The organism is Pedobacter caeni (assembly GCF_900129215.1).
Taxonomy (GTDB): domain Bacteria; phylum Bacteroidota; class Bacteroidia; order Sphingobacteriales; family Sphingobacteriaceae; genus Pedobacter; species Pedobacter caeni.
The window spans coordinates 776,414-797,956 of sequence record NZ_FQUQ01000002.1 but is presented as its reverse complement, the minus strand read 5'-3'; the positions used below and the strand labels follow the sequence as shown (position 1 = coordinate 797,956).

The window sequence follows — 21,543 nt, the reverse complement described above, 5'->3', positions numbered from 1 at the left end:
ATCTGAAGATAAAAAGATTTAGCACAGCTAATTTGAGGATGAAGTAAGTGTAGGTTCATATACTAAAGTTTTAAGTTTGAGAAGCCCGGTTTCCTTCTTTTCAGTGATGAGGTGGCTTGATGAGCAGCAGCTGTGTAGCTGTGGTACTGCTTATCTTATTCGCTATTCGCGAATTGGAATTAGCACCTTTTACCGGGTAAACAAGTAGAGGTTGCTAAGACATCACAGGGCCATTCCCTCAGTCTTTCTGGATAAGTCGGAAGATCCAAAGAAGCATCTTCAACAGCAAATATACAAATAACCTACTAATCCCATAGGAATTAACGAATTATTTTAATATTTATATCAAAAAACTGAGTATAATATGGTTAAACACACATATTTCCATTTCTAAGCCCACAACAGCGCAATCAACTCAGACGATCCAGGGAAACCCAGGCTCTTTTTTTGGGACCTCAGTTTCAACAAGGTCCTACAACAGTACTTATACTCCCTTTTCTTATCCAGACCTTATAGTGGTGCTAAATGGGGGTTGCTAGGGCCTCATCAGGCTTCCAACCCCACCAGACTGTATGATAACTACAGTAAGACTCAGACTAATTTCCACATAAAGAAAAACACTACCCGGCGAGTCTACAGGCCATTCATCAAGATACACCAAACTATCACCAAACGTTCATTGATGTAACGAAAAATTAATCTTATATTTATTTTAAACAATAAACTTATAAAATTATGGCAATCTTATCAAAAAGCGCTTATGGCCATCCCAACGGGAAAATCGGAAACATGGTATTTTATATGCTCAACGGACAGGCAGTCTGCAGGCTAATCGGCAAACAAGGGAAACCCAGCACAAAACAACTGGCCAATTATCAGGCAATGAAGGTCACTATGGACCTGGTGAGGCCGATGAAAGAGTTCATCGCCAACAGTTTTGAACTGGAAGCCCGCGGAACTGTAAAAAATGCACATAACCTCGCAGTATCTTACAACAAAAAGCAAGCGCTGACTGGAGAATATCCCAATCTCAGGGTAGATTACAGCAAAGTTGTACTCAGCTATGGCGAACTGCCTGGAGCCAGGGAGTTCGAGATCAGTAAAATAGAAACCGGATTAACCCTAAGCTGGAATCCGGAAAGCTACACAGGAGGGCATGATCTTGATGATATCCTCATGATTCAGTTGTACTATCCACTGAGAAGACGAGGGAAATCCTTGCTAAATGCTTCCAGAAGAGACTCTGGCAAGCTGTTTATTCCTATTAATGAAGAACTGATAAAAGAGCCGATAGTAGCCTATGCCTGCTTTAAATCAGCAGATGGGAAACAGATTTCGGACAGTATTTATCTGGGCAGCCTGGAGGGGACCGTAAAAAATTCCAGAGAAAAAGACCTTCAGGAAAAATACATTGCTTTGAAAACCAGGTTTGATCAGCTTGCAGGCAATTATTTAGAACAGAAGCAACAAATACAACTGGGTTTTAAAAATCCTGATAAAGCTTTTCGGCATTTAGAAACAGAGTACCATGCGCTTAAAAATAAACTAATGCACCTTCCGGGAGGACCTGTTTAGAATCGGGAATGTTCCGCTGTATATTTCATGAACACATAGGGAAAGACACCTAAATCCCTATTCTGTTTATGGTTAACCATACCTATATTATAGATTTCATCATATGGGCGGGGACCTTTATTGATCAAAAAACACAGCGTCCTCAAAAATCATGTTAACTTTGCCGGATGAATAAAGAAATTGCCGTGATCTTTGACATGGATGGCGTAATCGTCCATACCAATCCCTACCATTCCCTTGCTTTTCGTGATTTTTTCTCCGTTCGGAATCTTGCACCAACCGAGGCCGAGTTTGCCCAGCATATGTTTGGAAAAAGTAACAGCTATATTTTCAGTCACTTTTTCAACCGCCCTGTCCAGGGAGAAGAACTACTTCAAATGGAAGAGGAGAAAGAAGGTTTATTCCGGAAAATCTACGCGCCTCATGTGACCCCTATTTCCGGTTTTCCTGAGTTCATATCAGAGCTGGAAGCCCATCAGGTGAAACTTGGGGTAGCCACCTCCGCCCCATTAGCAAATTTGGACCTGATTCTGAGCAAAATTGACCTTCGTGAGAAACTGGACTCAATTTTAGCCAGCGAAGATGTAAAAAAACATAAGCCTGATCCTGAAGTATACCTGAGCTCTGCCCGTAACCTGGGCGTAATCCCGGATCAATGTCTTGTTTTTGAGGATTCTTTTTCGGGAATCACTGCAGCATTAAATGCCGGAATGCGGGTAGTGGGTGTGCTCAGTTCTCATACCATTGAAGAACTTCCAAAATGCGACTTGTACATCGACAATTATAACGATCTGTCTTACGACAAGATCAAAGCGTTATTTTAGATAAAAAACCATTATTTCAGAGGAAGGGAAATCGCCCTTCTTCTGAAATAAGGAAAAATCGTTAATTAGGAATATGCTCCACATCTACCACTTCCCCCTGGGGATTGGTAATGCGGTAAGTAAACATCGTTTTAGTGAGTACCAGAATGTCTACCACTCTTGAAAAAGAAGCACCGGCAGCCGTGGTCCCGATCAGCATTCTTTTTTTACCATCAGCCGTCAAAGCCCACTGTCCTGAACTTCTCAATACCCCGTCAAATCCTTTAATTTCAAAGTCTCCGTTTACATTGTACTTCGCAATGCCCATGTATCCACCATTTGCAGCAGTCACATCTTTTCCTGTCTGATCTTTAACTGTAGTAGATTTCCAGGTAACCCCGGCTAAAATTTCCGAGGGAGTTGCGGACGACTGTTCCGGCGTTTTATCATTGTCTTTTTTACAGGATGTAATGCCAAGCACCATCAGGAGGCATACCATAAGTACAGAAGTTTTCTTAATTAGGTTCATAATTTGTTTTAGTTATCAGTACTACAAAACTATGTTCCAAAAGAAGGAAGGAGATAGGACAGGTTAGCGCATTAACAGCACTAATTATTTGATTTCCCGAATTTATTTTGTTCCGAAATGTCCTTCAGCAGGGTTTGATTAAAGCCTGCCTGTTGGAGAACAGCAATGATAAAATCTGTTTTTCCATCTACATAACGGTCTATATCATGGGGATACTTCTTTGCAAGCGCTATTTTCAGCAGAGCATATGCATCGGCAGTTTCCTGATTTGCACGTAAAAAATCCCGGAACAGCAAATGATTGTCTAAACTTATGCTATCTTTCAGGCACACATACAGGTGATGTGCCGGCCATACCCGGTTAACGGCAACCAGAGGCGTATATTCAGAAGAACGCTTAAAAGCCTCCCTTCCCGGAATTCCCATTTCCCCTGCATGCAGGTATCCCCTTTTTCCGAGTATCACTTTAATCTCTTCAAGTCTGCTTTTATCAGGAATGATCAGGTCCAGGTCTATTACCGGTTTCGCGGCAAGTCCGGGCACCGAAGTGCTCCCAACATGTTCTACCCCCAGGATGAGGTCTTTCAAATCTTCTTTAAACAAGAGTGCCAATTGACGGAAAGTTTCCGCCCAGTTTTCTGAATAAGGAACAACTTCAATCGCCTTCTTGCTCAGCTCATTCATTGTTACCTGGATCTTTTACTTTCCAGCTCAATCTTTAATTTTTCTATTTCTTCCTGAGTATGGCGGTTTTCCAGGTAATAATAAATCGCGAAGGCAAGGAAAATCTTTCCAAGTATAAAGACGGCAGCAAATACCCATCTCCATATTTTACGGATGCGCATGTGTCCGGATTCGGCTTCCACCTCTATAAACTGCTCACTTTTACGCGACCTGGAGCCTCTGCTGCTTTCCTTAGGCTCCTCTCCTATTAAATATTCAAATTGAGGTGTTTTAACCAGTTCATTAATTCCACCTTCAATTTTAGCCCAGGTATTGGGAGGAGGTGCAATGGCCATATGTTCTGCGATGCGTTCCAGATCTGACTCCAGCTTAAAGAGCGCCTCTTCAATTTGCGGATGTTGGGCTTTTAGGTTAAACAGCTCATTGGCTTCCGCTTCAGAGGCAGAACCTAATACATACGCTTCCAATATTCCGCTTTCTATGTATTCGTTAATTTTCACTACCTTTTCTCATTATAGCGAAAGCCTCTTTTAAAGCCTTCCGGGTTAAATCCTCTGTTAAATTTAGTGTTTTGGAGATGTCTGCAATGGTTTTTCCATAATAATAAACATCGCAAAAAACCTGTCTTTGCTCCTCAGTTAATTGTTCCAGGTAATGGTTAGGAGCGCCGGACATTTTCAGGCCAGGGTTAAGCCCCACAAATTTAGAGTGCTCTGCTGAGGACAGCAGTTTTTCCCTGGTAAATTTCTGTAGCTGAGGCCAACCGCTGATATCGGTATGGCTGACATCGTTAAGCTGAACCGAGAGGTCACAAAAAATCTTAATCAGGTATTCTTCAGCTAATTTCCGGTCTTTTACGACTTCGAAAATATAACCCAATAACATACCTCCATGTCTTTCGTACAGACTACGTATGCTTTGGGGTTTATGTTCGGTTAGTGACTGAGGCGTTGTTTCGAGCATAATTACATCTTTCAATAGCGCAAATTATCTTCATACGGCCCTTTCATAAAGGGTAACGCATGTTTATTAACTTTAAAATTAGATATAATTAACAACATTCAGGAATAAATATAAAAAAATGTTTATTATTCTGTTCTCTTTAACATTTCAGTGGCCCGCTTATAAGATATGGGGTACGTTTCCGATGGATTGATGACTGCTTTGTTATAAAACTCCCTGGCTTTGGGAACATCACCATCCAGCAAACGGAGATAAGCATACATCTCATAGATGAACTTTTTCATCGCTGCATCAAACTGCTCCTGTCTTGACAAGGCCAGGAGAAGCTGAGCTGCGGCATCCAGATGCTTGTCTTTAAAATGTTGAATCTGATATCCGGCCGGGAGCGCAAACCAGTATTCCCAGGTTCCACCAACCGTATGCTGATTCCATGAATTTTTAATCAATTGTAGTGCAACCTCTAACACAGCAGGTTTAAGAAGGCTATCCTTTTTGGCTGAGTCTTTTAACAGGTCAAGATATTTACCCACTGTTATATCCAGACCCTTATTTTTGAGCTCATCCATCATCTGCTCCTTTTTATACAATGGATGTCTGCGAGCGAAATTATCATAAGCATAAGAAGGTGCAAAATGATCCGCCAACTTTTCCAATCGGTACCCTTTTTGCAGTTCCTTTTTCAGGTCTATCACATAAGCTTCTTCAAAATTATGAAACAGGTAAACATGGATGATCCCTCTTTTCAAATCAATAATCTGAGAATATTGAGTAGACAGTTTCCCCTCCTGGTGGCTGCGCTCCAGTACCTTCCTCAGCAATGGAACGGAAACTTCGGTAGCCTTACTCAACAGTTCTTCCGATAGGTCATATCGTTTACAGATGTAGTTATGACTTGGCTGATCAGCAATATTGAAATTCGTATTGATCTGAAAATGGCTTGTCTTTTTAACGATGATCCCGGCATTGATCACCACCGAATTTCCCTCTGCATCTGCGACGAGGATCTGCGAGGCATTGGAGTAATCGTACTTTTTGAAAAATTCGAGTACTTCTTTCACATTTTTACATTTTGCAAGAATCTCTACGAACATATCTCCAGGATAAATCTTTTTCAGGTTATACTTAGAGGGATCAATTCCTGACTGCGCGGTAGCATCAAAAAACAACCCATGCTCGTTCAGTCCGGATTGTACCATCAGGTCCGCACTACCGAAATTAACTGAACCATACCTTCCCTTAGCAGGGGGAATAAACCAGATGTTTTGGAAGGGCGCATACTCGTCTTCATTTGCAGCAGCGAAGACCTCCCCTTTTAGGGAGCAGGAAACAATGGTACAGGAGAACACCGGTTGAAAAACCGACAACAGGAATCCGATGAGGATCGGGTAATACATTTTTTTCATTTGATTAGTTTTATGGATATAAACTAACAGTCGGGCAGATTCCCTCCTGGGCGTAGAAAAAAATGATTTATAAAAAAAGCGGACAATGATTGTCCGCTCTTTTATTTTAGAATTTGAGTTTTTCTTTAGTTTACATTATTCAGGCTGATGGTAAAATCAAGGACAGCATTAGGAGGTACAGTTCCAACAGCTCTTGGTCCATAGCAAAAATAAGAAGGGATCAAGAGTCTTACTTTTCCTCCTTTTTGAATCTTTGGAACACCAATGTTCCAGCCCGGAATCAGCTCACACAATTGAAAAGTAACGTAACTTCCTTTTGAACTATCGAAGACATTCCCGTTAAGCAGTTTTCCCTCATAATCAATGGAAATGTTTGAGGCTACAGTAAAATGATGGCTACCAGTACCCGGTGCCAGGATCTGATAAAACACCCCATTTTCATCTTTCTTCACATCTGCAATCTTATTGTCAGTTACAAACTTACGGATTGCTGTAGTGTCCAGTTTAAACTGCTCCATTGCAGCAGCAGTTACTTCGTATTTTGGAATTTCACCAGAACAACGGCTATCCGGTTTATCTTTTGAACAAGCTGCAAAGCATCCGGCTATGCAAACCATTAATATAAGGTGTTTTAGTTTAGTCATGACCGCAAATATATCATATATATTGATTTTTTTTCACTGAAATACATCGCCAGGAATTTCATTAATCTACAGGATAAGGCCCTTCAGAAAAGATTTGGGTATGGTATCCTTTAGCGCCCACTTGTTTCGCAAGCTCAGACCGCAACTCATTTCCGGCTTTCAATTGTTCAAGAAGATACCTGAAATCATATTTTGGTGTCCATCCCAGTTCTCTCCTCGCCTTTTCATTGACATACACCCGGTCGATCTCTGCAAACATCTCCCAATCTGAATTTCTATACACCTCCTGATAGTCAGGGTAATATTTACGAACCACCTGAGCTGCATTTGTCCGCAGATCAGATAAGTCTTCCGGTAAAAATGGGGAAGTGGCAGTGATCACATATTTCCCAAAGCCCAAAACTACTGCTTTTTCTGCGGCGACAAGCTGCGCCTGAACCACATCTTCCAGCTCCAGCCGGCGAAAGAGGAACTCATTTGCTTTGAGATTCTCAGCTTTGAAAGTCTCTCTTTTTCCTTTTTCATCGTCATCTTCAGGGAAGAAGCGGGACGTTCTCAGGACAATGCAAGGCAATCCATGGTTTCTCTGAAACAACTGACAGAGGTCTTCTGCGGCTAATTTCGTTACACCATAAATGTTTTTAGGAACCGGCACCAGGTCTTCTGTTACCCAAACCGCAGGATCTCCTGTGCCAGGTTTCATGGCATCGCCGAATACGCTGGTGGTACTGGTAAAAACAAATCGCTTTACTCCGGCGGCAACTGACTCCTGAAGGAGATAAAGCGTCCCTGTGATATTGGTCTCAATAAATTGCTGCATGGTATGTGTCGCCACATGCGGCTTATGTAATGTTGCGGTATGAAAAACCGTCTCCACTCCTTCCATACAATGCTTCACAAAAGAGGCATCAGCGATAGACCCCACATGACTCGTAAAAGGAGATGTAGTAATGTCTACCCCAACTACTTCGTAGTTCAATTCTTTCAGTCTCCTCACCATTGCCTCTCCAAGATGTCCGGAGCTTCCGGTCACTAAAACTTTCATATGATCTTATTTTAATTACAATAAATCGCCCTAATTTACAAGGAAAAGATCAGATCTGATCAGCAAAATATCAAAATCCTATGACTAAATAAAGTTGCTTTTGTCAACTATAATCCTTTAACTTTGAAAAATGAAAGAAGACTATATTGCGCAGATCCGATCCTTCAACAGGTTCTATACCATGGTGATCGGAATTCTGGATAAAAACTATTTAAACACGGAATTTTCACTTACCGAAAGCCGGATCATGTATGAACTGAATATACATCCTGAAGGGATGACTGCCCGGGATTTCATTGAACTCCTTCACCTGGATAAGGGTTACTTAAGCCGGATTCTGCAACAATTTGAAAAGAAAAAACTGATAGAAAAAAAGAGTGTAGCACACGATAAACGATCGTATTTACTTTACCTCTCCCAAACAGGTAAACAGGCATTTAGCCAGCTGAATGAGAATTCTCAATTGCAAACTGAAGAACTCCTTTCCCCACTTAAAGAAAAACAGATGATCAAGCTTATTGAACATATGAACGGAATCAGACAGATTTTATCTCAGACAAATATTTAGGACATAAAATATGATAAAATTAGAAGACATCAGCATCCGTACTGATTTGCAACCGGGCGACATGGGCTATGTGACTTATATGCATGGCTGTTTTTATAAGCAGGAGTACAATTATTCGATCAATTTTGAGCTTTATGTGATGCAGGGCTTAGCCGAATTCCAGAAAAACTATCAGGCAGATAAAGATGGAGTCTGGATTGCTGAATATGAAGGCAAAATCGTTGGTTTTTTGTTGTCAATGCACAGGGAGCATAACACCGCCCAACTCAGGTATTTCATACTTGACTCCTCCTGCCGGGGCATTGGCCTTGGTCAGAAGCTCTGCAACCTTTACCTGGATTTTGTAAAGCAAAAAGGTTTTAAAAGCGTTTTTCTCTGGACCACCGATGAATTGTTCACCGCTGCACACATTTATAAGAAGATGGGATTTGTATTAACCGAAGAAATCGGCTCTGATTCTTTTGGAAAAACGCTTAAGGAACAACGCTATGATCTCAATTTATAATTATGGGATCGACTGAACAAGCAGTTAATTTCCTATTTTTATAAAAGACTTATTACTTATATAGACAATGAAACGAATATCTTATTTACCTTTAATGGCTTTACTTGCAATTACCAGTGCCTGTAATCAGCCAAAATCTTCATCTGGCGGAAGCGATGAAAGCATTTCAGCTTCCAATCCATTTTTACAAGCCAGCAAACTTCCATTTCAGGCGCCTGCTTTTGACCAGATCAAAGACAGCGATTTCAAACCTGCTATTGAAGAAGGAATGAAACAGCAAATGGCTGAAATCTCAAAGATTGCTGATCAGACCGAAGCTGCAACCTTCGAAAACACCATATTGGCCATTGAAAACAGCGGTCAGTTGCTGGGCCGGGTAAACCGGATATTCAGCTTGATTACCGGTGCCAATACGAATCCTGAACTGCAAAAAGTACAGGAAGAAGAAGCACCGAAGCTCACTGCAAACAACGATGCAATCTATTTAAACACCAAATTATTTAAACGTGTAGAAGCTGTTTATCAGGAGCGCGCCAAGTTAAAATTAGATCCGGAATCACTTCGTTTAGTCGAATACTATTATCAGAAATTCGAACTGGCAGGAGCTAAGCTATCGGAGGCCGATAAGGATAAATTAAAAGAATTAAATAAAGAAGAATCTTCGTTAAGCACAAAATTCAGCACTCAATTACTGGCTGCAGGCAAAGACCTCGTGAACACCACACAACAACCTCCCCTTCAGGGAATGGCAGACCGTGCAGCCCGCCAGAAGCTTTTTGAAGCTTCCTGGAACCGCGCAGAGAAAGGTGATGCCAATGATACCCGTAAGATCATTTCAAGAATTGCCCAGATCCGTGCACAACAGGCACAACTTTTAGGGTTTAAGAACTATGCTACATGGAAGCTTCAGGATCAGATGGCTAAAACCCCGGAAGCAGTAGAAGCATTCTTCAGGCAACTTGTCCCTGCGGCCACAGCAAAGGCACGTTCAGAGGCAAAAGACATCCAGGCAGTGATTGATCAGCAAAAAGGAGGATTTAAACTTGAGCCATGGGATTGGACCTATTATGCTGAGCAGGTCCGGAAAGCTAAGTATGACCTCGATGAAAATCAGGTAAAACCTTATTTTGAACTCAATAAGGTATTGGAAAACGGCGTTTTTTATGCCGCAACACAGCTGTATGGCATCACTTTTAAAGAGCGGAAGGACCTTCCGGTTTACCAGGAAGACGTCCGTGTATTCGATGTGATGGATAAAGATGGCAGTCAGATTGGATTGTTTTATGGTGATTACTTTAAAAGAGACAATAAAAACGGTGGGGCATGGATGGACAATATGGTTCCTCAATCCAGGCTGATGAAAACAAAACCGGTCATCTATAATGTATGTAATTTCACGAAACCTGCTGCCGGGCAACCGGCATTGATCAGTTTTGATGATGTCATCACTATGTTTCATGAATTCGGACATGGTTTGCATGGCCTCTTTGCCAATCAGCAATATGTAAGTCTTTCAGGAGCCAATGTTGCACGCGATTACGTAGAATTTCCTTCTCAGTTCAATGAGCATTGGGCATCCGATCCGAAGATCCTGAAAAACTATGCGGTTCATTACAAAACAGGAGCAGCAATGCCACAAACCCTTTTAGATAAAATCAAGAAGGCCAGTTCATTTAATCAGGGGTATGAGTTTACAGAAGCACTTGCAGCGGCTGATTTGGATATGCAATGGCATACCCTTCCGGCAAATGCAGCTTTACAGGATGTAGATAAATTCGAAGCTGAAGCATTAAAGAAAACAAAACTGGACCTGAAAGAAGTTCCTCCGCGTTATCGTTCCAGCTATTTCCTGCACATCTGGAGCAATGGATATGCAGCCGGTTACTATGCCTATAGCTGGACTTCCATGCTGGAAAATGATGCCTATTCCTGGTTTCAGGAAAACGGCGGGCTAACCAGAGCTAACGGACAACGTTTCCGCGACATGATCCTGTCGAAAGGAAATACCGAAGATTTAGGAAAGATGTTCTTTAATTTCCGCGGACATCAACCTGATATCAAACCAATGCTGGTTAAAAGGGGATTGCTATAACGCGATTTTCTGGTTTAATCCTGTTTTTGGGAATAGCGCTTCACATTTTAATCGCCCCGATAAGTACTGAACTTATCGGGGCTTATTTTTTAAGGTTCAATGCTTAACCCAATGGCCTGATCTGCAACTGAACTCCTGCATCAGACAAGGCTCTTTTAACCGCTATCATTGCCCCGGAACGGATCCCTCCTGCAACAGCCAGATCCCCGACCCATAAAAGAATGCGGACACTGATGGCATATTCTCCAAAATCCTGTACAATTACCACAGGTTCCGGAGCAGGCAGGATATTTACATTTTCTTTCAGTGTATTTTTAACCAACAGGATGACTGCATCCAGGTCACTGCTGTAGGGGACTCCGATGATAAATTCTACTCTTTTACTTCTGTCCTGCATCGTCCAGTTGATCAGGTGCTGTGAAAGCAGATCTCCATTCGGGACAATAATATCTGCTCCTTCGGCATTGTGAATTTTGCTGGAGCGGACACCAATTTCTTTAACCACACCGGATTTGTTTCCAATCTCTATCTGATCCCCTATTTGTATGGGCCGTTCGAAAGCCAGGATGATCCCGGAAACAAGATTGTTCACAATGTTCTGCAAACCAAAACCAATACCTACACCCAGTGCACCAAGCATGATAGAAAGGCGGTCTATGGGAATTCCTGCAGCAGCTACAGCAATGAGAAAGCCTACCGTCCATATCGCCAGGCGGATGAGCAGCATCATCGAGTTCAGGCCACTTCTTTTACCTCCTGAGGTTGCTTTTTCGTGCCCAAAGAAGAAACTGATAAAGCTGGAGATGAGCGAAGAGAACCAGATGATGCAAAAGAAAATACCTATACTTCCAAATGTGAACTGGTAACTACCAATGCTTCTGGACTCATGAAGGAAGTCGTCCGATAGGCGGAGCATCAGGTCGTAAAGCGTAAGGTTACGGATCAGTCCGATGGTCCAGATGATGCTTGCCAGAATCCACAAAGTTCGTTGAAAGCGGTGTTGTAATTCTCTGAAATTGATGAAATCCGAAAAACGGCTGGATTGATAAGCTTCAGTCTGAAGGTAAATGGCCTCCAGGACCATGGTACAAAACACTTTTAATGAAATTCCAAGCATCAGGCATTGTATTGCACTCACTCCGAATATTTTAGCAAGGGACAATCTTCCGGACAAGTTAAATAAGATGGAGAGCGCAACCTGTGCAAGCGTAAAAATGATCAATGCTTTGGTAACCGGAGATTCTTCAATTTTCAAAAAGAAGGCCGTTCTCCTGCGGATCATATCCACACAAAGCAAAAACAACAATATTCCGGCAATAAACAGCCCCCAGCGTTCACCAATGGAACTTTCCAGAAGGATATCATCAATCGCATAGAAGAACCAGATCAGGACCAGCCCGGTCCATAAATATTTTGAAGATCCATTTAAAAAAGGGAATATCAAAAAGCATAAGGCAATGATCCGGAGTGCCTCGATGGCATGTAGTAAAGACATCGTTGGATTGCCAAACAACAAAGGCGCATAAGTGAGCAGGCCCATTACTGAACCGACAAGCACACTCCTTTTCAGGAAGTTGACCTGCATCAGCACACTTTCCACCTCTTCCTGTTTCTTAATTCTGCGCATGTTAGACAGCAACCAGGCAGTGATAAAGATAAAGATCAGCAAGGCAAGGGTGGTCAGGTGGCCTTTACCGGCCAGATAAATGGAAATGATCTTACCGGAGCGTTCAAAGGAGTTCAGAATGGTTTCTCCAAAAGACTGTTTATATTTTTCCGCTTTCAGTTTAAATAAGGGCGCCTCCTCTCTGGAGAACATACTGATCTTTTTAGAGATCGACAAATAGCTCATATTTGAGGAAAGGTCGTTCAGTTGTAAAAGATTAATTGACAACCTGTTTCTTAACAAATTAACACGGGAAAGCATCTTTCTTTGCAAGGTATCGAGCCCCTTACCGTCTTTAACCATGCTGTTCAGCTGTTCGTTTAGAACAGAATCCGGAATAATTACGTTCAAGTCCGGATCGGCAAGTATTTTTTTAACTTCGACATTACTCTTGCTGAGTTGATCACCATAAGAAACGAGGATCTTTTTATAATTCAGCAAATTGTCGGATTGCTCCTTTAAGAGGATCACCGCACTATTCAAACTGCGCAGGTTCATTTTTTGGCCCTGTGTCTCAAACCTCTTTTTAAAGGCTTTCAATTTGGTTTCTATCGCTGAAAGCGGCGTTTCGATCACACTGAAATCAAAACCAATCTTAATGATGAAATTATTCTTATCAATAGCCAGTGTATAGGTTTCCACTTTATTCACCAACAAGGGAATTTCAGATTCCGTAACAACGTGCTTTGGTTTCTTTTGTACAGTTTGTTGTTTATTCTGGGCAAAAGAAAACTGAAAAACAGCCAATAAACAAAGGAATATGAAAAATACCCTGATATTCTTACGATAAGAACCTGTTAAAACCATATGATCATTCAATTTACGCTAAGAGAAAATACTTTAAGCAGTATTTATGCCAAGTATTAAACAAAAACACAAATGTTCATAATTTAAAGGATCTGATCATCAGTTGTCCCATTTATACAGGCTATTCAGGATGGGTATACTTTACAATGTCAATGGCAATTCCATTTGGATCTGAAATGGCAAAATGGCGGTCGCCCCAAGGCTCATTGCGGATGTCAATTTTGATTTCTACCTTCTTCTTTTTCAGTTCCTGATAGATTTGATCGACATCTTCTACTTCAATGGTGAGGTACATGCCTTGTCCGCCGAAAGGCTGATGAAACAAGGCTTGCTGTGAAGCATGTTCCGGAAGTAAAAAGCTGAGCTCGGCCTGTTTCCCCGGACTATGAAGCAGCAGATAGAAGTCGTTTTCAAAGGTCACTCCAAATCCAAGGATTTCTGTATAAAAGCTTTTTGTTTCGGCCAGTTTACTGGTAACAATTCCTGCGTTTAGTTTCATTTTCTGTTGTGGTTTAAGGGGTTGTTTTTCTTTTACTGAAGGTTGTTTTAGTGGGCTGAATGGTTGTGCTTCCTGACCTGATGGTTGTTTCACTTGTGCAACAGACAGCACACCTTGTGCGCAACAAAAAAGGACCAGGATAAATTGCATATATGATCTTTTCATAATTTATTTTTATGACAAATCTATAGGCTTCACAAAGAGAAAAATAGTAAAAAACCGACAACTTAACTTCGGAGTGCTTTGAAAGGAGTTGTTCCATAGAGTTTTTTAAACTCTTTGATAAAGTGCGACTGGTCATAGTATCCCGCAGCGAGGTAATGTTGATCCTGATCCAGTGCCTCCAGGCCTGCTTTCCTGCGAATGAAATTCTGAAAACGTACAATTTTACTGAAAGTCTTTATCGTATCTCCTGTATAATATTCAAAAAGACGGCCAAGCTGTCTCGGACTCAATCCTACATCCAGGTCCTTCTCCACATGTAAGTGCCCTTCCCGTTGCAGTATAATGTCCATTGCATGCGCAATCCGGCTGTCACTTTTTATTCTTGTATTTTCTAACCGTTTCAGAAAATAACCATTCAGCAATTGAACTACCTCTTCTGTTCCTGTTTTGGCCGAAAAGTTATTCCGTATGAATAAGGATGTTTCCGGTAATACCTGTTCCATTGGCTCACAGAGGTCTGTCAGTTCCGCAGCACCAAGGCCATAGAGTTCGGTAAAGCGGGTTGGGAGAAACCGGATCCCTATGTAATTAAAACAGTCGGTCAGCTGAAATTCGGTATAGCTACCGCTCATTCCCATCAGGAAACTCTCCGTTGGATGATCCAGCTCAAAGAAGATGTCAATGCAACCATCTGCCACCACCCGATAAGGATATGGATCGGATAAATGTGTTTCAGATTTCAGCTGCCAGTAACAGTAAATAAAGTCATGAAGCCTGATATCCGGTAAAAACTCCAGATAGCTTAGCCCTCCTTCAGCAGCATTTGCTATAGGTTGAAGCGGCCGGAACAACTGCCTGATTTGATGGAGCTTATTCTTAGCCATGAGCAGATTTAAGCTATTCTAAAATAGGTTTTTAATACGCTAAGATAAGCTTTTATTCTTTTCTTCTTTTTGATTCATTTTAAAGATCACAAACATCACAATAATCGACAACAGAATCATAATCAGATAGCTATAGCTCAGGTTACGTTCGTCTTTGGCAGGCACCACATTGACAATACCATAGCTTAAAAACGAAACAATTACATAAGTGATCCCCCCGGTAAGCCCGCCTGCAATACCTGCATTTTTAGGAAACTTCCCTAGACAGAAAGTGAAGTAATTATTGAACGTATATCCGGCACCGACATGAATAATGAAAGCAAAAAAGATTAAGGAATATAAATTGGTGATAAACTGAAGACTGATGATCATTAAAATGACAAATACCAGTTGCATGGCCACATTGATGACCAACCGTCTGAAAAAAGGCTTATTGATGGTCGCTTTTCCAATAAATCCACCTACCATCCAGGCAAAACCCAGCACCAGTGAGCTGTAACCTGCAACCACAGGAGTAAGTTGCAAATGGTGTTCAATGATAAAAGGCCCTGTCATGTTATATACCATCACCATACAATAAGCCAGACCTAACATGACAATTCCAAGTGTAAAACTTGCAGTTTTAATCATATTCACATAGATGTCTACGATCTTACGCAAGCGGAATTCGGTAAAATGAACCAGTGTTTCTCCACTATAGATCAATTCCAGAATGGCAAACACCAATGCAAATCCGGCTAAAAAGTAAAAGTTCGACTCCCAGCCCAAAGCCGTTTGCAGGTATCCTCCAACAAAAGGGGCAACAATCGGCCCTGTTGACCATATGATGGAAAACAAACTTAAATAATGCTTCAGCTTATCGCCCGTAAATAAATCCACGAAATAGGCACGTTTGGCAACCACAATGGCTCCCACCGTAAGCCCATGAATGACACGCATCACATAGATCAGGTAAATGTTATGTGTCACTGCAATCACAAAACTTGCTGCTGCAAAAATCAGAAGGGACACCAGACACACCTTATACCTTCCGAAGCTATCCAGGACACTCCCGATAAACAATTGCGAGATTCCGTAACTGATCAGAAAGATACTTAGGGTTAACTGAACCTGAATACTACTGACCTGCATTTCTCCTGCCATAGTCGGCAAAGAAGGAATATAAATATCGGTAGCGAAACCGGATAAGGGCAACAGCGCAAAGGCCAATAGCGTGGCAATCCCCTGATGCTGTTCTTTTATTTCTTTTGTTTTGGATGTAATCGTCATCATAGATGGCACAAAATTAACAATTAATCAGGAGCCAGAATTATGATATTCAAACAGACGCTTATGAAATTCAATGAAAAGACAGTATACCAACTCAAAAAAAAGGGCTAAAATTACTTAAAGCAACAAATATCAGGTTTTTAGAGATTTCATAAAATTACACAATTCAAACAATCAGGCTGCAAAAAAGAACTCATTTAACCACACACACATCTTCTGTAAATCAGCACTCACACAACGACTATAAAAATAACCATTTAAACATCACAGCTACCGTTTAAAAACAAAAACATACCGTTCACGAAATTTATAAATAAAATTAACTACCATTACAGTAAATTAACACAAATAATTTAATCATCCCAAAACATGAAAAGACTACTTCTCATCGGTATGCTCGGCCTTGGCTTTGCAGCAACCGCAACAACAGGAACAGCATCGGTAGCACCAGCTACTACTGTGGCCTGCACAATGACAGCCTATGTGGCGTATTATAGTGGAAACACTTTGTACTTTGCCACCTCTGCATTAAGAAATTCATATGTAACATCGCACTTTGGCGCAACCAATGGTGGTGTTGCCTATAATGTTCCATGCAACAGGGTTTTTCAGGAACCAGTAGGTCCCGTTGACCCGGGAACCGGAAATTAACCGTAAATAAGGGTAAGACAAAAGCTTCCTGACCCCTGGGGCTTTTGTCTTATTCTATAAAAAACCTTAATAGTTTCATAACATACCCAAGGTAAAAAAGAACAGGAAAGTTCTAATTTTGCCCTTTATGAACAGAAGATCAGCACTCAAAAATATAGGCTTAGGAAGTATTCTCCTTTCTCCCCTTCCCGGGTTTGCCAAAACCAGCTCATCATCCCTTCCCGTTTTAAGAATCGCACACCTGACCGATGTACACTTAAAAAATGATTTCGATGCTCCTGCAAAATATGCCAGATGCCTGCATCATGTTCAACAACAATCCCCAAAAGTAACACTGATCTTAAATGGTGGTGACATTGTCTTTGACATGAACAAAGAAGAACTCCATTCCATTGATGAGCAATGGAAGTTAACCCATCAAATCCTGAAAGATGAATGCAGTATTCCTGTACAATATTGTCTTGGAAACCACGACATCTGGTGGAATGAAAACAACAAAGGCCAGACGATATATGGTAAAAAATACGCGATGGATCAGTTGCAACTTTCCAGACCTTATTACAGTTTTATGAAAAGCGGGTGGAAATTCATTGTGCTCGATAGTGTCCACCTCGACATTGATCAGACCTGGTACATCGGAAAGCTTGGGGAGGAACAGTTTCAATGGCTTGAAAACGAACTGCAACAAACAAGCTCAAATACTCCAATCCTGATCATGTCACATATTCCGATCCTCACCGCCACTTTGATGATTGAAGACCATATTGTCAATAAATGGGAAATGCTGGGCGGAGATATGCATACCGATACGGCAAAGATCATTAGCCTGTTTCATCAGCATCCAAACGTAAAATTATGTTTAAGCGGACACATCCACCTCCGGGATAAGGTCACTTATAATGAGGTTACCTATATCTGTAACGGAGCAGTAAGTGGTGCCTGGTGGAAAGGCAACAAAAGAGAAACCGCTCCTGGTTATGGCCTGATTGATCTGTATGCTGATGGCAGATTTGAAGAGCGATATGTGAATTATTAAAGTTTTGCTCTTGTGGACAGGATCACCACACAAGAGCCCATCAGTGCAATAAAGATAAAGGAGACTTTTAAGGTGAATGCACCTGCCAGAAAACCAATCACAGGAGGGCCGATCAGGAAGCCGACAAAACTAATCGTAGAAACTGCTGCAATAGCTGCTCCCGGCGACATGGTTGTTGATTTCCCTGCAGCACTATATACCATTGGCACAACGGAAGATACCCCTGCCCCAACCAGCATAAAACCGATAATAGCAGTGATCAGTGTTGGAAACAGCACCGCCACCAACAAACCAATTGTGGTCAGGATGCCGCTTACCTGTAATGTTTTTTTTAATCCAAAACGGGCCGCAAAGCGATCTGCAACAAAGCGCCCCATCGCCATTGTACACATAAAGGCTGTATATCCTGCAGCCATCCATCCTTTTTCTGCCAGCACAATTTTCTTAAAATAAATGACACTCCAGTCGAACATTGCCCCTTCACAAACCATAGAACAGAAGGCAATCAGGCCCAATGTGATGAGGGATTTATCAGGAATTGCAAAAGCTGAACCTGTTTTTACCGGATTCTTGTCGTTATGAAGGTAACGCCAGCAAATGATCACAGAGAGGATCGTGATGACCGCAATCATCATAAAATGTGGTGCAGGCATGATGTTCTGCCCGATCATCACTGTCCCTATGCCTGCCCCAACGAAACCCGCAAGACTCCATAGCCCATGAAAAGAAGCCATGATAGGTTTAGGATATAAGGCTTCAGTAGCTACGGCCTGAGTATTCACAGAAATATTGGTGGCATTGCTGGCCAGTCCAAAAAGAACCAGACAAATCACCAGCTGATAAACCTCTCTGGCTAAACCAAGGCTGATCAGCATCAGCCCGTAGGTAATCAAAGCAATGGCCAGCACCCTCCGGCTCCCTATTTTGGTTACTGCCCAGCCCGAAAGAGGCAAAGACAGCATCAGGCCAACCGGTAGTGCAAACAAGACCCCACCTAAAGCAGCGTCAGAAAGCCCAAGTTGCTGTTGTATCGTGGCGATACGTGATGCCCAGCTTGAAAAGCATAAACCTGTCATAAAAAACATGGCAGCTACCGCTGCACGGACCACTTTTGGAGAATAATGCTTCATTAGGTATTTTGAATCTGATAAATTGTTCCTGCAAATGCGCGATAAATGCAAACAAATGCAATATTAAACGCAAATATATGCAACATTATGCAAATAAATACAATCTGCTGCAAAAATAGCTTAATCAGCAACTTCTCTAAACTATCATTTATGTGGTTTAAAAAGCAAAATCAATGAAAAACCTTTCGTATTTTCAACCAGTACAAATCCCGAAATAAAGAAGTACCGCTCCGCTTTAAGAAAAAGACAATGACAGATACGATTAAACATATTGATAAGCTGAAAGGACTGGAGCCCAAAGACCTTGCTAAACTGGAAACCGGAGCAAAATTGTATTTACGGCATTCCAACATTTCCTTTCATGTCGTTTCCTCGGATGCCAACGGGCTGATGATTAGAACGACACAGGGAAAACACCTCTCAGGAAACTACGCTGATGAGGTGAAGCTGATTGAACTGACCAGAGATTTGTTTGGTGTTTTACCGGGAAAGCCGGTGATTGCTGTTCAGCCGCTGATCTACACCCCCGTTTTAGTTGACATCGTAGATGCCAAATGGATCAAAGAAAAAATGGCGAAGCACCGCATCCAGATTGAAGATATTGTGGCAGATACCGGAATAGAAAAAACCAGTCTTTCTGCCTGGATCAACGGAACCCGGCTGATGACACAACCCGTAAAGGCCATGTTTTATTTTATCTTTACCGATCGTGAAAGCAAGGGAAAGTAATTAGTTTTTCAAGGAAATATAAAAAACAGCCCCATTTCCCAATTCACTGGTTACAGAGATCTTTGCATTCATAATCATTGCCATTTCATAAGATATGCTCAAGGCCAGGCCGGCGCCATTGTTTTCATTTTGTTCCAAATCCCCTGATCCCGCCATAAAAAGCTGACCAATCTGTTCCTGGCTCATTCCCGCGCCCTGGTCCTTAATCCGGATCACCATATGCTCCTCATCCTCTGCTAAATCTATATGGATTACTCCTTCAGCAGGAGAAAATTTAGTGGCATTGTTCAGGATATTCCTGAGGATAAACAGCAACATCTGCTTGTGGGCAAGAACTGTTGTTGCGGAGGGGATATCCAACACTAATTTGATCTGTTTCTTTTCCTGGGCGATTTTAAAGAAAGTATTTGCTTCAAAGATCAGGTCTCTTATCAACAGCTTTTCCGGTTGATATTCGAACCCTGTTTTCTTTGACTTGATCCATTCCAGCAATCCATCCATAAAAGAGAGACTTTTTTGAGAAGTCTCTGCAAGCTCTTTCATGATGCCCAGTTTCTCCTCTTCCGTTAGCAAGTCTACATCATCATTAAAAACACTGGAGAGCATCACGATGGTACTGAATGGTTGTCTGACATCATGTGCAATCACAGAGATCAGCATCGTATTAAAATGATTGGTCTGCTGTAAGCCTGCATTTTGCATTAAGGTGATTTCATGTAACTTTTGCTGGGTTTTCCCATGCTCTCTTTTATTTCTCAACGACCGGTACACCAGGAACAGTAAGGCGACACTCAATGCAAACAAACAACTCAGCAATGCGATCGTTTTCCTTCTTGAGCTGGCCTTATCTTTAAGTTCCTCATTTTCATTTTCCCTTAGGGCATAATTCAGGTAGTTGTATCCGGATTTATCTGCTGCTGCAGCAATGCTGTTTTGTTTAGCCAGTAAAAGAGAAACATAATGATAAGCCTTCTCAGGTTCATTATGGTCCTTGTAATGCTGGTACAATTTTTCCGCAAAACCAAGATAGAATTCAGCATAACCATATTTCTCCGACTCCTCAATTCCTTTTTTCAGATAATCCATTGCCTCTTCGTGTTTGCCCTCATCTAACATCATGTCACTTAAAGGACCATAAATCCAGACTTTAACGGTTTCAAATCCAAGGCGTTCTGCACTATGCAAAGACTTTAGTAGCATCTCCATCCCTTTCCCCTTCTCTCCCTCCTGATAAAGTCGTCGCCCCTCACTGGCTTCGTAGTAAAGAATCATCCGATCGTCTTTATACTTTTCGGCAATACGCTTACCTTCTTTAAATAAGGCATCAAATCGATCCTGCTTCATACTTGTATCAATACCGAGAAGGTTGCCAATAATAATCGACCTGATTGAATCATTTTTCAATGACTTGCTCTTTTCAAAAGCTTCATTCATGTAATCCAGCCCTCTGTCCTCATTTTTACTAACAGAGATCAATACGCCGATATTCATCAGCACCTGACAAACATTCTCCTGATCGCCTATCGATTTATAGAGTTGAAGCGCATCGTTGAAATATTTCGCAGACAGGTAATTATTGAGTGATACATAATAGATGGCCTCACAGTTCTTTGCATCGGCAATCCCCTTACTATAATTGTGTCTGAGGGAAATCTGCTTTGCTTTCCTTGCATAATAAAGACAGGAATCCCGGTACCTCAGGTGAGAAAGCATGGCGATCCTGTTCAGTGTGTTTACATACCTGATGCTATCTTTAATCAAAGGAAGGTTTGATTCCAGCTTACTGAGTTCGGCAATCTGGGAAAATCCCCGGCCGGCATCAAGGAGGAACATTGCTGTGAACAGCAAAAATAGCACAACACGTTTGAACATAAAACAAATGGATGGATCATGTGAA

General features: G+C 41.6%; 21 protein-coding genes and 1 riboswitch. Of the genes, 8 read left to right on the top strand and 13 right to left on the bottom strand.

All coding sequences use genetic code 11. The features are described 5' to 3' along the window. Window positions 1-147: 147 nt before the first annotated feature. Window positions 148-258: riboswitch (SAM riboswitch) on the bottom strand. Window positions 259-735: 477 nt separating this feature from the next. Both BUC20_RS10845 and BUC20_RS10840 read left to right on the top strand, forming a co-directional pair. Then, window positions 736-1,575, top strand: coding sequence for a DUF6266 family protein (locus BUC20_RS10845; RefSeq protein ID WP_073230761.1), 840 nt, complete (start codon window positions 736-738; stop codon window positions 1,573-1,575). A gap of 167 nt (window positions 1,576-1,742) precedes the next feature. Further along, entirely contained in the window at window positions 1,743-2,399 is a 657-nt protein-coding gene (locus BUC20_RS10840; RefSeq protein ID WP_073230759.1) for an HAD family hydrolase, read from the top strand. A 61-nt stretch (window positions 2,400-2,460) separates the two neighbouring features. Here the strand turns inward: BUC20_RS10840 and BUC20_RS10835 are convergent, their stop codons facing one another. The 7 genes from BUC20_RS10835 to BUC20_RS10805 all read right to left on the bottom strand — a co-directional run bounded on the left by BUC20_RS10835 (window position 2,461) and on the right by BUC20_RS10805 (window position 7,645). Then, window positions 2,461-2,907: a DUF4822 domain-containing protein gene (locus BUC20_RS10835; RefSeq protein ID WP_073230758.1), complete on the bottom strand. Its 447-nt coding sequence runs from the start codon at window positions 2,905-2,907 to the stop codon at window positions 2,461-2,463. A gap of 80 nt (window positions 2,908-2,987) precedes the next feature. After that, entirely contained in the window at window positions 2,988-3,590 is a 603-nt protein-coding gene (locus tag BUC20_RS10830; RefSeq protein WP_073230757.1) for a GrpB family protein, read from the bottom strand. 2 nt (window positions 3,591-3,592) lie between these two features. Continuing rightward, entirely contained in the window at window positions 3,593-4,090 is a 498-nt protein-coding gene (locus BUC20_RS10825) for a hypothetical protein (protein ID WP_073230755.1), read from the bottom strand. Then, on the bottom strand, window positions 4,080-4,553 hold the full coding sequence (locus BUC20_RS10820) for an RNA polymerase sigma factor (protein WP_073230753.1): 474 nt from the start codon (window positions 4,551-4,553) through the stop codon (window positions 4,080-4,082). The genes BUC20_RS10825 and BUC20_RS10820 overlap by 11 nt, the downstream gene beginning before the upstream one ends. A 125-nt stretch (window positions 4,554-4,678) precedes the next feature. Then, the gene (locus BUC20_RS10815; protein WP_073230751.1) at window positions 4,679-5,956 is read right to left on the bottom strand and encodes a C45 family peptidase; all 1,278 of its coding nucleotides are present in this window, start codon (window positions 5,954-5,956) and stop codon (window positions 4,679-4,681) included. 125 nt (window positions 5,957-6,081) lie between these two features. Then, entirely contained in the window at window positions 6,082-6,600 is a 519-nt protein-coding gene (locus tag BUC20_RS10810; protein ID WP_073230749.1) for an FKBP-type peptidyl-prolyl cis-trans isomerase, read from the bottom strand. Window positions 6,601-6,661: 61 nt separating this feature from the next. Beyond that, the gene (locus BUC20_RS10805) at window positions 6,662-7,645 is read right to left on the bottom strand and encodes an NAD-dependent epimerase/dehydratase family protein (protein WP_073230747.1); all 984 of its coding nucleotides are present in this window, start codon (window positions 7,643-7,645) and stop codon (window positions 6,662-6,664) included. 130 nt (window positions 7,646-7,775) lie between these two features. Here BUC20_RS10805 and BUC20_RS10800 point away from each other — a divergent pair, with 130 nt between their 5' ends. The 3 genes from BUC20_RS10800 (at window position 7,776) to BUC20_RS10790 (ending at window position 10,810) form a co-directional block, all read left to right on the top strand. Further along, complete coding sequence (locus tag BUC20_RS10800) at window positions 7,776-8,213, top strand: MarR family winged helix-turn-helix transcriptional regulator (protein WP_073230745.1); 438 nt, start codon at window positions 7,776-7,778, stop codon at window positions 8,211-8,213. A gap of 10 nt (window positions 8,214-8,223) precedes the next feature. After that, on the top strand, window positions 8,224-8,718 hold the full coding sequence (locus tag BUC20_RS10795; RefSeq protein WP_073230744.1) for a GNAT family N-acetyltransferase: 495 nt from the start codon (window positions 8,224-8,226) through the stop codon (window positions 8,716-8,718). Between the two features lie 67 nt (window positions 8,719-8,785). After that, window positions 8,786-10,810, top strand: a complete 2,025-nt coding sequence (locus BUC20_RS10790) for a M3 family metallopeptidase (RefSeq protein WP_073230742.1) — start codon at window positions 8,786-8,788, stop codon at window positions 10,808-10,810. A 103-nt stretch (window positions 10,811-10,913) separates the two neighbouring features. On the opposite strand, the gene BUC20_RS10785 is transcribed toward BUC20_RS10790, so the two are convergent. The 4 genes from BUC20_RS10785 to BUC20_RS10770 form a co-directional block, all read right to left on the bottom strand. Then, window positions 10,914-13,283 carry a mechanosensitive ion channel family protein gene (locus tag BUC20_RS10785; RefSeq protein WP_073230740.1) on the bottom strand — a complete coding sequence of 790 codons (2,370 nt, stop codon included), beginning with the start codon at window positions 13,281-13,283 and terminating at the stop codon, window positions 10,914-10,916. Between the two features lie 121 nt (window positions 13,284-13,404). Next, the gene (locus tag BUC20_RS10780) at window positions 13,405-13,947 is read right to left on the bottom strand and encodes a VOC family protein (RefSeq protein WP_234994498.1); all 543 of its coding nucleotides are present in this window, start codon (window positions 13,945-13,947) and stop codon (window positions 13,405-13,407) included. A 62-nt stretch (window positions 13,948-14,009) separates the two neighbouring features. Next, window positions 14,010-14,831, bottom strand: coding sequence for an AraC family transcriptional regulator (locus tag BUC20_RS10775; RefSeq protein WP_073230738.1), 822 nt, complete (start codon window positions 14,829-14,831; stop codon window positions 14,010-14,012). Window positions 14,832-14,870: 39 nt separating this feature from the next. Beyond that, on the bottom strand, window positions 14,871-16,100 hold the full coding sequence (locus BUC20_RS10770) for an MFS transporter (RefSeq protein ID WP_143166809.1): 1,230 nt from the start codon (window positions 16,098-16,100) through the stop codon (window positions 14,871-14,873). Window positions 16,101-16,469: 369 nt separating this feature from the next. On the opposite strand from BUC20_RS10770, the gene BUC20_RS10765 reads away from it, so the two are divergent. Continuing rightward, window positions 16,470-16,751 (top strand): hypothetical protein, encoded by a 282-nt coding sequence (locus tag BUC20_RS10765; RefSeq protein WP_073230734.1) that lies wholly within the window; start codon window positions 16,470-16,472, stop codon window positions 16,749-16,751. A gap of 127 nt (window positions 16,752-16,878) precedes the next feature. Next, window positions 16,879-17,787, top strand: a complete 909-nt coding sequence (locus BUC20_RS10760; RefSeq protein ID WP_073230732.1) for a metallophosphoesterase family protein — start codon at window positions 16,879-16,881, stop codon at window positions 17,785-17,787. Here BUC20_RS10760 and BUC20_RS10755 read toward each other — a convergent pair. After that, on the bottom strand, window positions 17,784-18,917 hold the full coding sequence (locus BUC20_RS10755; RefSeq protein ID WP_073230730.1) for an MFS transporter: 1,134 nt from the start codon (window positions 18,915-18,917) through the stop codon (window positions 17,784-17,786). The genes BUC20_RS10760 and BUC20_RS10755 overlap by 4 nt on opposite strands. A 249-nt stretch (window positions 18,918-19,166) precedes the next feature. Between BUC20_RS10755 and BUC20_RS10750 the strand changes: the two genes are divergently transcribed. Continuing rightward, on the top strand, window positions 19,167-19,646 hold the full coding sequence (locus BUC20_RS10750; RefSeq protein WP_073230728.1) for a hypothetical protein: 480 nt from the start codon (window positions 19,167-19,169) through the stop codon (window positions 19,644-19,646). On the opposite strand, the gene BUC20_RS10745 is transcribed toward BUC20_RS10750, so the two are convergent. Then, window positions 19,647-21,518: a sensor histidine kinase gene (locus BUC20_RS10745; protein ID WP_073230726.1), complete on the bottom strand. Its 1,872-nt coding sequence runs from the start codon at window positions 21,516-21,518 to the stop codon at window positions 19,647-19,649. Window positions 21,519-21,543: the final 25 nt, after the last annotated feature.